The organism is Bradyrhizobium sp. GW821-FHT13H06, assembly GCF_058803975.1.
In genome coordinates, this window is the sequence record NZ_JBXAPN010000013.1 from 35,050 (window position 1) to 48,297 (window position 13,248).

The 13,248-nt window shown below is 65.6% G+C and carries 9 protein-coding genes; 7 read left to right on the forward strand and 2 right to left on the reverse strand.

The genetic code is table 11. The annotated features are described in order from the left end of the window. Positions 1-6: 6 nt before the first annotated feature. Positions 7-1,035 carry a glycosyltransferase family 2 protein gene (locus AC1RQP_RS35210; RefSeq protein ID WP_492941848.1) on the reverse strand — a complete coding sequence of 343 codons (1,029 nt, stop codon included), beginning with the start codon at positions 1,033-1,035 and terminating at the stop codon, positions 7-9. Positions 1,036-1,443: 408 nt separating this feature from the next. Between AC1RQP_RS35210 and AC1RQP_RS35215 the strand changes: the two genes are divergently transcribed. The 5 genes from AC1RQP_RS35215 to AC1RQP_RS35235 all read left to right on the forward strand — a co-directional run bounded on the left by AC1RQP_RS35215 (position 1,444) and on the right by AC1RQP_RS35235 (position 7,288). Beyond that, a complete protein-coding gene (locus AC1RQP_RS35215; protein ID WP_492941850.1) occupies positions 1,444-2,244 on the forward strand; it encodes a class I SAM-dependent methyltransferase in 801 nt (266 codons plus the stop codon). Positions 2,245-2,535: 291 nt separating this feature from the next. Next, complete coding sequence (locus AC1RQP_RS35220) at positions 2,536-4,914, forward strand: Wzz/FepE/Etk N-terminal domain-containing protein (RefSeq protein ID WP_492941852.1); 2,379 nt, start codon at positions 2,536-2,538, stop codon at positions 4,912-4,914. After that, a complete protein-coding gene (locus AC1RQP_RS35225) occupies positions 4,907-5,710 on the forward strand; it encodes a WecB/TagA/CpsF family glycosyltransferase (protein WP_492941854.1) in 804 nt (267 codons plus the stop codon). Before AC1RQP_RS35220 ends, AC1RQP_RS35225 begins: the two co-directional genes overlap by 8 nt. 19 nt (positions 5,711-5,729) lie before the next feature. Then, the gene (gene galE, locus AC1RQP_RS35230) at positions 5,730-6,722 is read left to right on the forward strand and encodes a UDP-glucose 4-epimerase GalE (RefSeq protein WP_492941856.1); all 993 of its coding nucleotides are present in this window, start codon (positions 5,730-5,732) and stop codon (positions 6,720-6,722) included. A 224-nt stretch (positions 6,723-6,946) separates the two neighbouring features. Next, complete coding sequence (locus AC1RQP_RS35235; RefSeq protein WP_239620992.1) at positions 6,947-7,288, forward strand: hypothetical protein; 342 nt, start codon at positions 6,947-6,949, stop codon at positions 7,286-7,288. Here the strand turns inward: AC1RQP_RS35235 and AC1RQP_RS35240 are convergent. Further along, positions 7,262-11,377, reverse strand: coding sequence for a bifunctional diguanylate cyclase/phosphodiesterase (locus AC1RQP_RS35240; RefSeq protein WP_492941858.1), 4,116 nt, complete (start codon positions 11,375-11,377; stop codon positions 7,262-7,264). The two genes, AC1RQP_RS35235 and AC1RQP_RS35240, sit on opposite strands and share 27 nt — an antisense overlap. On the opposite strand from AC1RQP_RS35240, the gene AC1RQP_RS35245 reads away from it, so the two are divergent. Together AC1RQP_RS35245 and AC1RQP_RS35250 are read left to right on the forward strand one after the other, a co-directional pair. Continuing rightward, entirely contained in the window at positions 11,334-11,855 is a 522-nt protein-coding gene (locus AC1RQP_RS35245; RefSeq protein WP_239620988.1) for a hypothetical protein, read from the forward strand. The two genes, AC1RQP_RS35240 and AC1RQP_RS35245, sit on opposite strands and share 44 nt — an antisense overlap. A 21-nt stretch (positions 11,856-11,876) precedes the next feature. Further along, positions 11,877-13,244 carry an LLM class flavin-dependent oxidoreductase gene (locus tag AC1RQP_RS35250; RefSeq protein ID WP_492941860.1) on the forward strand — a complete coding sequence of 456 codons (1,368 nt, stop codon included), beginning with the start codon at positions 11,877-11,879 and terminating at the stop codon, positions 13,242-13,244. Positions 13,245-13,248 lie beyond the last annotated feature (4 nt).

Here is a 13,248-nt window from a genome sequence, read left to right on the forward strand (position 1 = left end):
GCGGCATCAGGACACGATCTTCGAGGCCTCGTAGGGTCTCGGCTCGAGCCCGAAGGCCGCCAGGGCGGCGCCAAGCGCAACCATCACGGGATGCATCGCGACGACTGCCTTCGACGAGCTCAGCAAGGCTGCGGCGCGGACCAGCGAAAGCGGCACCCGCCCAAGCATCTGCGCGAACACCCGCGCACGCGCCGCCATGGTCTGCGCGGCCTTGTACTGCACACGATAGTTGATCGCACCGATACGCAGGCCGCGCTTTGCGATCCAGCCGAGGCCGGTGCGGTTGTGCGGCACGGTCTCGGTGATGACGGCCTCCGCCGTCCAGTGGAACAGCATGCCGGCGTCACGGCACCGCACGAAGAAATCGCAATCGCCGCCGCCGAGAAAATTGAAGCGCAGGTCGAACGCGGGACGATCGAACCGTTCGAAGGCGGCACGCGTGATCAGACAATTGCCGCACCCATAGATCAGCGGCACCGCTCCGCTGTAATCGTAGGCGGGACAGAAGGCGGGATGACGCGAAAGCCAGGGCTTGCTGTCGTCGTCGAAGACCGGCAGCACCGGCCCACCGACCACGTCGGCACCGGTCGCCTCCGCAGTGCGGACCATCAGTTCGAGCCAGTCCGGCGAAGCGATCTCGTCGTCGTCGATCATCAGGAAACGGGTCGCGGCGGGAAACAGCCCCTGCGCCGTCTCGAATGCGGCGTTGATCGCCTGGCAGTTCCCCTGCCGCTTCTCGACGAGGCAGACGCCCTGGAGCCGGCCATCGGCGAGATACTCGGCGGCGACCGGCGCGCTCTCGCGCTGCGCAGCGTCGTTCTCGACCATGACGACGGCAAAGGAGCGGGGAGTACGCTGGCTCGCCAGCGAGTCCAGGGTCAGCCGCAGATGCTGCGGGCGCCGGAAGCAGGGAATGCAGACGACAATGCCGACCGACAGATCGATGACACGGGAGCTCGCCACGATCTCCCGGTTGGGATCGCGCACGACGTCCGAGCTGCGCGTGGCGGACAGGTCTGTCGGGATCAATGTCATGACGTCCTAGATGGCCGAGATATGTTGAGAAAGCCCTGCTTCGATCGCGCGGATCGGCCTCGTGCCGCGATGGCACGTCGCTGCGGGACAGATGCGTGCCAAAATGACCGATCGGCGCGCAGCGCATCCGCCACGCCATCCCGGTGATCTCCAGTCATCCTGGCACGACACCATGCACTTAACCGCCTTCGCGTGTTTCTGCCGCAAAACCTCGCACGCGTGCTAGTGCAATTCGCGGTCCAGTGCGCCGTCGACGTCTCGACATGAACAATGCCGTAGTTAACGCCTATACGCATTAACCCGACCGTAAGCACTGCGATCAGTGAGACGGCGCGGCATCGGATTTGCTCTTCGGGCGAGCGAGTCTTTTCCTGTAAATTTGAATAGAACAAGCGCGGTCAGAAAATCATGAACAAGCCAGCCACGATCGACTTCGCGACAGCCACGGCAATCAATGTCTCCGCGGCCATGACGCCCACCCAGGCGCTCCATGATCTCGTCCCCGGCGAGGCCCGCGACAGCCTGCTCGCCGTCCACGACGTGCTGTGCCGCGAGCTGCCGCAGGACCGGCTCGCCATCTATGAGGCCGGCGGCGGCTCGTGCAGCGTCCTGCCTCCGGAGTTGCTGAGCCGCAGCAAGGTCACCGTCGTCGACATCGACGAGGACCAGGTCCGCAACAACACCTACGCCGACGAGGCGATCCTCGGCGACGTCCAGACCTACCGCTTCGGGCGCGAGACCTTCGACCTCGTGATCTGCTACAACGTCATCGAGCATCTGCCGAACGTCGACGCGGCGCTCCTGAATTTCCGTGACGCGCTCAAGCGCGGCGGGATGATCCTGATCGGCGCGCCCAATCCGCGCTCGCTCTCCGGAGTCGTCACCAAGTATTCGCCGCACTGGTTTCACGTCTGGTTCTACCGGCACATCCGCGGCATCAAGGACGCCGGCCTGCCCGGCGAGCCGCCGTTCCCGACGTTCTTCCATCCGCTGGTGACGCTGCCCCGGCTCGAGGCTTTCGCGACCGCCAACGGCCTCGAGATGATCTATCGTCGCGAGGTGGAAAGCCCGCGCTACCCCGAGATGCGCCGGCGCAGGCCGTTGTTTGCAGCCCTGGTCGACGCCGGCGCCGCGGTGCTGAACGCCGTGCTGCCGCGCGGCACCGACGTCCGTCGCGGCGACTATCATGTCATCCTGCGGAAGCGCTGACGGCCATGATTCGTGCCCGGCCCATCGCTGGACGAGCGGCGGCTCGCGGCCACCCTGCGCGCGGTAACGAATCGTTAATCCCTGGAAGATCCCGGTATCGCGAGCGTCACGAGGACGCGCGTAGGGGTGGCATGCGCTTAAACGCTTTGTTTGCCATTTCCGTGAATAGTCCCTCAGCGAGTATGGTTAATTTTCCCTGTTGCGTTGATTGGGCACCCATATGCCGGGTGCGTGGCGTAAAGCGAAGAGTAACCCCTCAGCCCGCGGCAGTTGGAATGAAAGCTGGGGATCATGCTTGACTATAGCCAGCCGATCGATCGAGCCGGACCGGAGGCCCCGCAACGGAAGCCTCAGGCCGGCTTCAACGTGCTCGAGCTCGTCAATTTGCTCTGGCGGCGAAAGGTCGCGATCGCCGCGGCCGCCTTGCTCGGCGCGACGCTCGCAGTCGTCGCCGGCAAGAGCGTGACGCCCCGCTACACCGCCACCGCTCAGCTCTATGTCGACCCGCGCGAGCTCCAACTCGTCGATCGCGAACTCACGCCCCGCGCCCAGGACATCTCCGGCATGTCCATGGTGGTGGAGAGCCAGGCGCGCCTGATCACCTCCAACAGCGTACTGCTCCAGGTGATTCAGCAGGCGGGTCTCGACAAGGATCCGGAATTCGGAGGCGGCGACGGCAGGAGCCTGATGTCGTCGCTGCTCGGCCTGATCGGCCTGCAACCCCGCGCGCCGTCCGCCGCGGAGAAGAATGAAGTTCAGCTTGCTGCGCTCGACGCATTGAACAAGCACATCACCGTCCGCAAGACCGAGAAGAGCTTCATCGTCGACATCGAGGTCTGGTCGACGGATCCCGCGAAAGCGGCGATGCTGGCCAACACGCTGACCAATGCCTACCTCGCCGAATCCCGCAACTCGCAGGCGTCGGCCGCACGACGCGCCACCAACGATCTCTCCAGCCGCCTGAAGGAGCTGCGCGACCGGCTGCGCAACGCCGAGACTGCGCTTGCCACCTACAAGGCCCAGAACAATTTCGTCGGCACCCAGGATGCGCTGATCAGCGACCAGCAACTCTCCGCCAGCAACCAGCGGCTTTCCGCGGCCCGTGCGGCGACGATGGATGCGCAGGCACGGCTCGACCAGATCGAGGCGAGCCGGCGCACGGCCACGGATGCAGGTGCGATCCCCGAGGCGCTGCAATCGCCGACGATCGCGAATCTGCGCGCGCAATATGCCGATGCCCGCAAGAAATATGCGGAGCAGGCCGGCGAGCTCGGGCCGCGCCATCCGGCGCTGCGCCAGACCGAGAAGCAGGTCGAGGACCTCAAGCGTACCATCAACGAAGAGATCGACCGCTTCGCCCAGTCCGCCAAGAACGATTTGACGCGTGCCCGCGATTTCGAAGCCTCGCTCAACCGAGCGCTGGAGGCCCAGAAGCGGCAGAGTGTCCAGCTCAGCCAGGCCGCCGTGCGCCTGCGCGAGCTCGAGCGCGAAGCCGATGCCAGCCGCGACGTCTATCAGTCCTTTCTCAAGCGCTCCCGCGAGACCGAGGAGCAGGAGAGCCTGAACACGTCGGCGGCCCGCGTCATCGGCGAGGCGACGGTGCCGCAGCGGCGCTCGTTCCCGCCAGCGATGAGCTTGTTCGCCATGATCGGCTTCATCTTCGGCGCGATCGCGGCCTCGAGCTGGTTCGTCGCGGTCGAGTTGCTATTCACCGGCGCGATCGCACCAGCGCCGGCGCCTGCCCGTCCACGGCGCGCGCCGGCACCGGATGCAGATGCAATGAGAGCTCCGCAGCGCGCGCCCCCGCCGGAGGCTTCGCTGCCCCAACCGGCCTCGCGAATTCCGGAAGTCGAACAGATTCTGCCGGAACTTGCCGCGCCCCCGCTCCAGCCTTCGATGGTCGAAAAGCCCGTGATCGAGAAGCCGCTGATCGCACGATTCCAGGAAGCCGACGTCATCCACACGCTCGGCGCCATCCTCGCTACGGGCGGCGGCGTCGACCTCACGCGGCTGGGTTGGCCAACGCTCCGCCCCGGCTTTCCCCTGACGACACTGCTCAACGCTTGGCGTGACATGCGCGCGGCGGTCGTCCGGCGCGCCGGCGGCAAGGCGATGCCGGTCATCGCGCTTGTCGGAGCCGGCGAGACCACCGGACGTAGCGTGACCACGTTGAATTTCGCGCTGGCCGCCGCCCGCGACGGCGCCCGCGTGCTGATGATCGATGCCGACCATCAGGCACGCTCGCTTTCGAACAAGGTCAGCCGTCCCAGCAGGAGCGAACCGAGCAGGCTCGGATGGCTCTCGATCGGCAGCAAGGACGCACGCGAGATCAAGACGGTCAACGGCATCTCGGTGCTGCCCGCCGCGGAGGGCGATGCCGACAAGGCTGCCGCCGCGATCCGCAAGGCGATTGCGCAGGCCCGTTCCGCCGGCGGCTATGATCTCGTGATCCTCGACGGCCCGGCGATGCCGCTCTCGGCCGGCGGCCGCAAGCTGCTCGACGACACCGACTCGCTGGTGGCCGTGCTGCCGACCAGCCTCGACGTCAACGACAGCCTGGAAGAGATCCTGGCCGCGCTCGGCCCCTCCGAGCGCAAGCTCGTCGGCGTCGTGCTCGACGAACTCACCCCTGCAATCCATACGCGCCATCGAGGCAGACAATATGCTTGAGCGCCGCGTCAACCTCGACGGACGGGCAGCGACTGCCGAGGTGCCGAGAATCACCGTGGGCGGGCTTCGTATGGCCGCGCTCGACCTGGAAGCCACCGCCGATTTCATGATCGAGGCGACCGATCCTGACAGTCGCATCGGCCGCCCGCTGTACTTGACCTCGGCCAATGGCGAGGTGCTGGCCCGCTGCTCGACCGAGCCGCAGACCGAGCGGCTGTTCCGCGCCGCCGACCTGATCAATGCCGACGGCCAGCCTCTGGTCGCAGCCTCGAAGCTGCAATCCTGGTTCCCGCTGCCGGAGCGCGTTGCGACCACGGACCTGTTCCATATCGTCGCGCGGAAGGCTGAAGTGCTCGGCCGCACGTTCTACATGTTCGGCGCAAGCGAGGCCGAGAACGCCGCCGCGGTCGAGAACGTCCAGAAGCTGTATCCCAGGCTCAAAATCGTCGGACGCAGCCACGGCTATCTGCGAGGCGAGGCGCTGCGTGCCAAGGTCGAGGAGATCAATGCCCTTGCACCGGACTATTTGTGGGTCGCCCTCGGCGTGCCCAATGAGCAGGCATTCGTGAGAGATTTCACGCCGCATCTCACCAATGTTGGCGTCATCAAGACCTCCGGCGGACTGTTCAATTTCCTGTCAGGCAGCCGCTCCCGCGCGCCGCAATGGATGCAGAAGATCGGACTCGAATGGGCCTGGCGCACCTTGCTCGAGCCACGCCGTCTGCTGTGGCGCTATTTGACCACCAACCCCCGCGCGCTCTATCTTCTCCTCAGCCGCAACCGCCCCGTCCGCTAGAAGAAGAGCAGAAGACGACATGACCGACCGACCGACCGTCCTCGTCACCGGGGGTGCGGGCTATATTGGCTCGCATGCGTGCCGCGCATTGACCGCCGCCGACTATCAGCCCGTCGTTTATGACAATCTCTCGACAGGTCATCGCAGCTTCGTCTCCGGCCCGCTGGTGACGGGCGATCTGCTCGATGGCGCGGCGCTGGCACGCGCCTTCGCCGACCACAAGATCACGGCGGTGATGCACTTCGCGGCGGCGAGCCTCGTCGGGGAGTCCATGACCGACCCGCAGAAATACTACATCAACAACGTCCAGGGCACGTTGTCGCTGTTGCAGGCCATGCGCAACGCGGGCTGCCGGCGCATCGTGTTCTCCTCGACCGGCGCCGTCTACGGCAACGCCGACTCCAAGGCGCTGCCGGAAGACTTCCCCTGCGCGCCGATCAATCCGTACGGCGCATCGAAGCTGATGATCGAGCGCATGCTCGCCGACTACCGCACCGCCTACGGCTTCGGTGCGTTCTGCCTGCGCTATTTCAATGCCAGCGGCGCCGATCCGGCCGGCGGGATCGGCGAGCTGCGCAACAACGAAACCCATCTCATTCCTCGTGCGATGATGGCCCTGCAGGGCCATGTCGACTTCGCGGTGTTCGGCGACGATTACGACACGCCCGACGGCACCGCCATTCGCGACTACATCCACGTCACGGACCTTGCGGCCGCGCACGTCGCGGCACTGAAGCTTCTGGAACAAGGGCATGCCGGCGGCAGCTTCAATCTCGGCACCGGTTCCGGCTTTTCCGTACGCGAGATCCTCGACGCGATCAGGCAGGAGGCCGGGCGCGAGGTGCCGCACAGCGTCAAGCCGCGCCGGGCCGGCGACCCCACCTACCTGGTCGCGGATCCTTCTGCCGCGAGGAAGGTGCTGAACTTCGTGCCGCGCCACTCCGATCTGCCTACGGTCATCCGCACGGCCTGGGCCTGGCACCAGAAGGCGCACCCGTTCAGGTCGCGCTAGGCGACCGTATTGCAGCTTGCCGGCGGGCACCCTAAGCCGCTAAAGGGAATGAAGAGACTATGAAAACCCGCGCCGGCCGCTTTTCCGGCCGCCGGGTGCTTGTGGTATGGCCGCCGATGGAGCGGCATACGTGGCTGCGCGACGCGCCGTTCTTCAAAGCTTCAAGACCACGACCGCGTGCGCGCATCGGCCTGCTTTCAGGCGCGACAAGGAGCACGGAGCGAATGCATCAGGCCGCAAGCCTGCAATTCGAGCGCGTGGTGAACGAATTCGCCCGCTGGCTCGCCGTGCCCGAGGACGAACGGTCGCCGGCGCCGGCCTGGTGGTGGGGACCCGCGATCGCGGTGCGCGACGCGCACCAGCCGATGCCAGGTGCGTGGTCGCGCACGCTCGGCCTCGGCGACGGATCGACCTTTGCCGACGGAGCGTGCCTGCTTCTCGCCCTGTTCGAGGATCAGACCTCACTGCCATGGCCGGACGATTTTCCGCGCAAGGCGGAACGCGAGGCTGACGAGTCCCGTGAGCTGCACCCGCAGCCGTCAGACGACAGCGCCTTTCAACCGTAGCGCCGCGGCCTCCTCGGCGACGGAATCCCGCTCCGGCTGGAGCGGCGGCGCGACGGGCAGCACCATCGGCCGCAGCAACTCCGCGATCTGCCGCGCCGGCAGCGGCTTGGAGATGAGGAAGCCCTGCATCTCGTCGCAGCCATGGGTCCGCAGGAACGCCTCCTGCTCGGCATTCTCGACGCCTTCGGCGACGACGGTCATGCCGAGTGCCTTGCCCATGCTGATGATCGCCTGTGCGATCGCCTGGTCCTCCGAATCGTGGGGCAGGTCGCGCACGAAGGAGCGGTCGATCTTGATGGTGTCGATCGGAAAGTGCTTCATCAGCGACATCGACGAATAGCCGGTGCCGAAATCGTCGATTGCGAGGCGGATGCCGCGGCTCTGGATGGAGTCGAGGACTTTGAGCGCACGACCGACATTGCGCATCATCATGCTCTCGGTGACCTCCAACTGGAGCAGCACAGGCGACATGCCGCTGGCGGCCAGCGCTTCGTCGACGTCCTGCAACAGATGCTCGTCGACAAACTGGCGCGGCGACAGGTTGACCGCCATCGACAGCGGCAACAGGCCGCGGCGCTGCCAGGCCATGGCTTGCGCGCAGGCCTCATTCAGCACCCAGCGGCCGATCGGCACGATCAGCCCGGTTTCCTCCGCAAGCGGAATGAACTGCGCCGGCGAGACACTGCCGAGATCGGGATGAGCCCAGCGCAGCAGCGCTTCGACCCCCGTGATCTGGCCGGTCCCCATGTCCACCTTGGGCTGGTAGTTCAGTGAGAACTGCTCGCGCTCCAGCGCGCGGCGTAGTGCGCTCTCGAGCGACAGCCGCTCGATCGACTGCGTCTTCACTTCGTTGGAGAAGAAGCGGTAGCCGTTCTTGCCGTCTTCCTTGGCGAGGTACATCGCCATGTCGGCGTTCTTGGTCAGCGTCTGCGCGTCGGAGCCGTTGGCCGGATACATCGCGATGCCGATGGAGGCCGTCGTGTGGCACTCGTGGCCCGCCAGCTCCATCGGCTCGGCGAGCGCCGCGAGCAGCCCCGTCGCGATGCGCTGGACGTCGTCGATCTCGCCGCGCTGATCGAGGATCACCACGAACTCGTCGCCGCCGAGTCGCGCCACCACGTCGCTGGCCCGCAGCGCGCCGCGCAACCGGTTCGCGACTTCGAGCAGGAGCAGGTCGCCGGCCTCGTGACCCAGCGAATCGTTGATGACCTTGAATCGGTCGAGATCGATGAACAGCACCGCAAAGCGGTGATCGCGGCGCTGCGCGGTGTCGATGGCCGCGTGCAGCAGCTCGTTGAAGGTCTCGCGGTTCGGCAGGTCCGTCAGGCTGTCATGCGAGGCGAGATACTCGATCCGCTCGTCTGCCTGTTTCTTCTCGTCGGCGCGATCGAAATTCTCCATGGCGAAGGAGACGTTGTCGGCGAGGCGCTGCAACAGCTCGACGAATTCGGGCGTGAAGCTGGCCGGTTCGGTCGACATGTAGATCATGACACCGACGGCCTGATCGTGCGCGATGAGCGGAAACGCCGCGCCCGACTTCGCGCCGTCCCCGCGCACGATGGCGTGGAAGACACGGACGCGATCGTCGTTGAGATAGTCGTTGCTGATGCAGGGCTGCCGCGTCCGGAACGCCGTGCCGCTCATGCCGCGCCCTTCGGGCCGCTCGGGATCGATGGAGAGATGGACGTTGCGCGTGGTGTCGGCGGACGGGCCGGCGGCGGCTACGATCTCGAGCTGGTCCGTGCCGGCCCTGGCCAGCGCAATCGTGGTCGAGGTGAACTTGGCACCGTTCGATGCCGCAAGGCAGACGAGTTCGAACAGCTCGGCACGCGACTTTGCCCGCATGATCGCCTCGTTGGTTGCGCTCAGAGCCGCGAGCATGCGCGTCAGACGCTCCTTCTGCGCCTCGGTGCGGACCTTCTCCTCGGCGCGATCGAAATTGTCGAGGGCAAAGGAGACGTTCTCCGCCAGGCGCTCGAGCAGCTCGACCAGATCGGGGGTGAACGTATCCTCTTCCAGCGCGAGGAAGAGCAGAATGCCGACCGGCTTGTCGCCCGCCCTCAGAAGCGGGAAGCTCGCCGCAGCACGCGTTCCATCCTCGATGGCCTTTGTGCGCCAGTATGCCGACCGCGGCTCGTTCAGATAGTCGTTCATGATACTGGGCCGGCGGGTTCGGAGTGAGGTGCCGATGATGCCCTGACCCTCGGGATGGCCGGCGGAAATGTTGCAGGTACGTCCAGCCATGCGCTCCTTCAGGCGCCCCTTGACTGCAACGACTTGAACGAGCTCGCGCTCTTCATCGATGATGCCGATAGTCGCCGAAGCAAAGAGATCGCCGAGCACAGCCGCCTGGCAGGCCGCCTCGAACAGCTCCTCGCGCGTCTTGGCGCGAATGATGGCTTCGTTGGTCGCGCTCAGCGCCTCGAACATGCCGCTCAGACGATTGCGCTGCTTGTCCGCTCGCGCCTTCTCGTCGGCACGGTCGAAACTTTCGAGGGCGAAGGCGACATTGGCCTGAAGTTTGCGCAGCAGCTCGACGAGCTCCGGCGTGAAGGTGCCACGCTCCGGAGAGTTGAACAGAAAGACGCCTTCCAACCGGTCGCCGTTGAACAGCGGCAACGCCGCGGAGGATGCGATGCCGTTGCGGCGGGCGCTGGCCTGCCAGGGCGCGATGCGATCATCGGCGAGCACGTCGTTGCTGACGGCTGGCTGCCGGGTGCGGAACGCCGTGCCCGTCAGCCCGCGCCCTTCGGGCACCCGGTCGGAGGTGGAGAACGTGAAGTTGCGAACCTGATCCGCATTCGGTCCGTAGCAGGCGACGACGCGCAGCAGCTCAGCCCGACGATCGACCAGCGCGATGGTGGCCGAGGTGAACTTGGCTCCCTTCGCGGTCGCCTCGCAGACGAGGTCGAACAGCTCGGACCGCGACCGCGCACGCAGGATCGCCTCGTTGGTGGCGCTGAGCGCCGCATACATTCGCGCCAGGCACTCTTCTTCCCCGGCGATTCTGGCTTTCTCGGCCTCGCGGCCGAAATTCTCGATTGCGAACGAGACGTTCTCCGCCATGCGCAGCAGCAGCGCGACGATCTCCTCGTCCTTGGCCCAGGAGCGGCTGATGAAGAACAGCAGCACGCCGACGCTCTCGCCGTATCTGATCAGCGGCGCGACGACGCAGGCGGCAACACCGGTGTTGACGTTGGCCTGCTCCCACGGCGAGCCCCTGGTGCGGCTCGCGAGATCGTCCTCGACGATGGCTTTCTGCGTCCGGAACACCTCACCGGAGATGCCCTTGCCATAGGGATTTTCCGGATCGATCGAATAGCGCGCCTGGGTGACCAGTTCGAGGTTCTGTCCGGTTGCCGCGACCGGAATCATCCAGTGCGAATCCGGTTCGCGAAGCAGGACGATGGTCGCCAGCGACTTGCCGCTGTGGACCGAGGCATCGCACACGAGCTGGTACAGCTCCTGCTCGGTCTTGGCGCGCAGGATGGCTTCGTTGGTGGCGCTGATGGCCCCGAACATGCGGTTGAGCCGCCGCGTCGCCCGCTCACTTGCCTGCCGCGCGGTCTCGCGCGCGAAATTGTCCAGCGCATAGGAAATGTTCGCCGACATGCGCTCGAACAGCGACACCATCTGCTCGCTCAGCGAATTGGCTTCGCTGCGCGTCACGTACAATACGCCGACGCTCTTGCCGTTGCAGAGCAGCGGCAGCGCTGCGGCCGCGCCGATGTGAGCCTTGGCGGCGCCCTCGCGCCACGCCAGCGAGCGCGGATCGTTCAGATAGTCGTTGCTGATGCACAGCTTCTGATCGCGAAACGCCTCGCCGCCGACGCCGGATCCTTCAGGCGTGCCGGCTTCCGTCGTGATCACAATCGAGCGGAGCCGCGGAATGTCATCGCCACAGCCGGCCGCATAGCGCAGCCGCCGGCCGTCCGGCTCCACCAGGAACACGGCAACGGCCAGAAAATCCCCGCTCGAAAATCCGGCGTTGCAGACCTTCTGGTACAGCTCGTCCGGCGATCTCGCGTAAAGGATCGCTTCATTGATGGCGCTCAACGCCGCAAAGGTGCGCGCGAGTGTCGTCGGCACGATCTCAGCTCCCGGGGCATCTCTGCCTCTTTATCCCGGTGACTTTATCAGCGGCGATCGCCTAAGTGGTCGTTATTGCGCACTGCAAACCGTCGATCAAAGTGAACGAGCAGCGAACGAGCAACGCAAAACTGCGGGAAACGCCGCCGCGCGGGCCGAATCATCGGGCAAAGGCGCGTTCTCTCTACGAATTTGCAGCCCTGCGATGGTTTACGGGAGATTGATATCGCTCCTGCGCTTTGAGACGATGGCACCCAACAAGCAGCCCGTTACGGGCACCAAGCCGAGGGAACGCCATGCCGATCGTCAGGGCCGATCGCCTCGCACGCATCAGCGCCGCCCTGCTCCGCGCCGCCGGAGCATCCGAGGCAGAGGCCGATGCCGTCGCGACGGCATCGAGATCGAGGATGCCGCATGGAAAAAATCGCGCGCTTCGGCGCGTGAGTACAGGCTCGACACCGTGCTCGATCTGGCCTGACGGCATCAGGAGAACAGCAGCATGAATCGGCAGATGGTATTGGTCGGCTTCCTCCAGGCGCAGAACTGCACGAACCTGCCGAGTTCCTGGCGGCATCCTGACTCGCGCAGCGATTCGATGTCGGCGGACTATTATCAGGAGATCGCCAGGATTCTGGAGGCCGGCAAGTTCCACATGGCCTTCTTCGACGACCGCCTGGCGATGCCGGACCGCTACGGCAACGACCACGCCCACACCGTCGAATACGGCATCCGCTGCGTGAAGATGGATCCGCTGATCGTGCTGACCACGATGGGCATGGTCACCGAGAAGCTCGGCCTTGGCGCGACCTGCTCGACCACCTACTACGAGCCCTTCGATGTCGCGCGCCGCTTCGCAACGCTCGACCTGATGTCGGGCGGACGCGCCGGCTGGAACGTCGTCACCTCGCTCAACGACGGCGAGGCGCTCAACATGGGACGCGACTCCCACCCTGAGCATGATTCCCGCTACGACCGTGCCGACGAGTTCATGGAGGTCGTGCTCGGCCATTGGGACACCTGGGAAGACGGCGCGCTGATCATGAACAAGCAAAGCGGTCGCTTCGCCGATCCGACCAGGGTGAAGCGGCTCGACCACAAGGGACCGGCCTTCAGGTCGCGCGGGCCGTTCACTGTTCCGCGTTCGCAACAAGGCCATCCCGTGATCATCCAGGCCGGCGCATCGGGCCGTGGCCAGCGCTTCGCAGGACGCTGGGGCGAGGTGATCTTCACCGCCGCGCGCAATCTCGCTGCCGCCAAGGACGGCTATGCCTCCGTGCGCAACGAGGCGGCGACGGCCGGCCGCGACCCTGACCAGATGTTCCTGTGCAATCTGACCACGCCGGTCTGCGCCGCAACCAAGGCTGAGGCCGAAGACAGGATGGCGCTGATCGACAAGCTGCCGCTCCAGATCGACGCGCTGTCGCTGCTCGCCGAAGCACTCAACTACGATTTCGCCTCCAAGGATCTCGACGAGCCGCTGACGACGGAGGAACTGAAGAGCATGCAGGGCATATTGGGCATCCGCGACGGCGTGATGAAGGCGTCAGGCAAGAGCAACCCGAGCGCGCGCGACTTCGTCACCTTCTCCGGCCGCGGGCAAGTGCAGGACGCGATGGTCGGCGGTCCCAAGGAGATCGCGGACAAGCTGGAGGAAATGTTCGTGGAGCGCGGTTGCGATGGCTTCGTCATCGCCGCAACCTACGTGCCCGGCTCCTACGCCGATTTCGTCAAGCATATCGTACCAGAATTGCAGCGTCGCGGCCTGTTCCAGAAGGACTATCGCGGCAGGACGCTGCGCGAAAATCTCGGGCTCGAGCGGCCTGCTGCCGGCGCCTGGAAGGTACGGCCGCGCGAGGCTGCGGAATAACGGG

Bases quoted from the DNA above. Each gene is read 5' to 3' on its own strand.
- AC1RQP_RS35225 (WP_492941854.1), top strand. From the start codon at position 4,907: ATGCTTGAGCGCCGCGTCAACCTCGACGGACGGGCAGCGACTGCCGAG.
- AC1RQP_RS35210 (WP_492941848.1), bottom strand. From the start codon at position 1,035: ATGACATTGATCCCGACAGACCTGTCCGCCACGCGCAGCTCGGACGTC.
- galE (WP_492941856.1), top strand. From the start codon at position 5,730: ATGACCGACCGACCGACCGTCCTCGTCACCGGGGGTGCGGGCTATATT.
- AC1RQP_RS35250 (WP_492941860.1), top strand. From the start codon at position 11,877: ATGAATCGGCAGATGGTATTGGTCGGCTTCCTCCAGGCGCAGAACTGC.
- AC1RQP_RS35245 (WP_239620988.1), top strand. From the start codon at position 11,334: ATGGCGCTCAACGCCGCAAAGGTGCGCGCGAGTGTCGTCGGCACGATC.
- AC1RQP_RS35235 (WP_239620992.1), top strand. From the start codon at position 6,947: ATGCATCAGGCCGCAAGCCTGCAATTCGAGCGCGTGGTGAACGAATTC.
- AC1RQP_RS35215 (WP_492941850.1), top strand. From the start codon at position 1,444: ATGAACAAGCCAGCCACGATCGACTTCGCGACAGCCACGGCAATCAAT.
- AC1RQP_RS35220 (WP_492941852.1), top strand. From the start codon at position 2,536: ATGCTTGACTATAGCCAGCCGATCGATCGAGCCGGACCGGAGGCCCCG.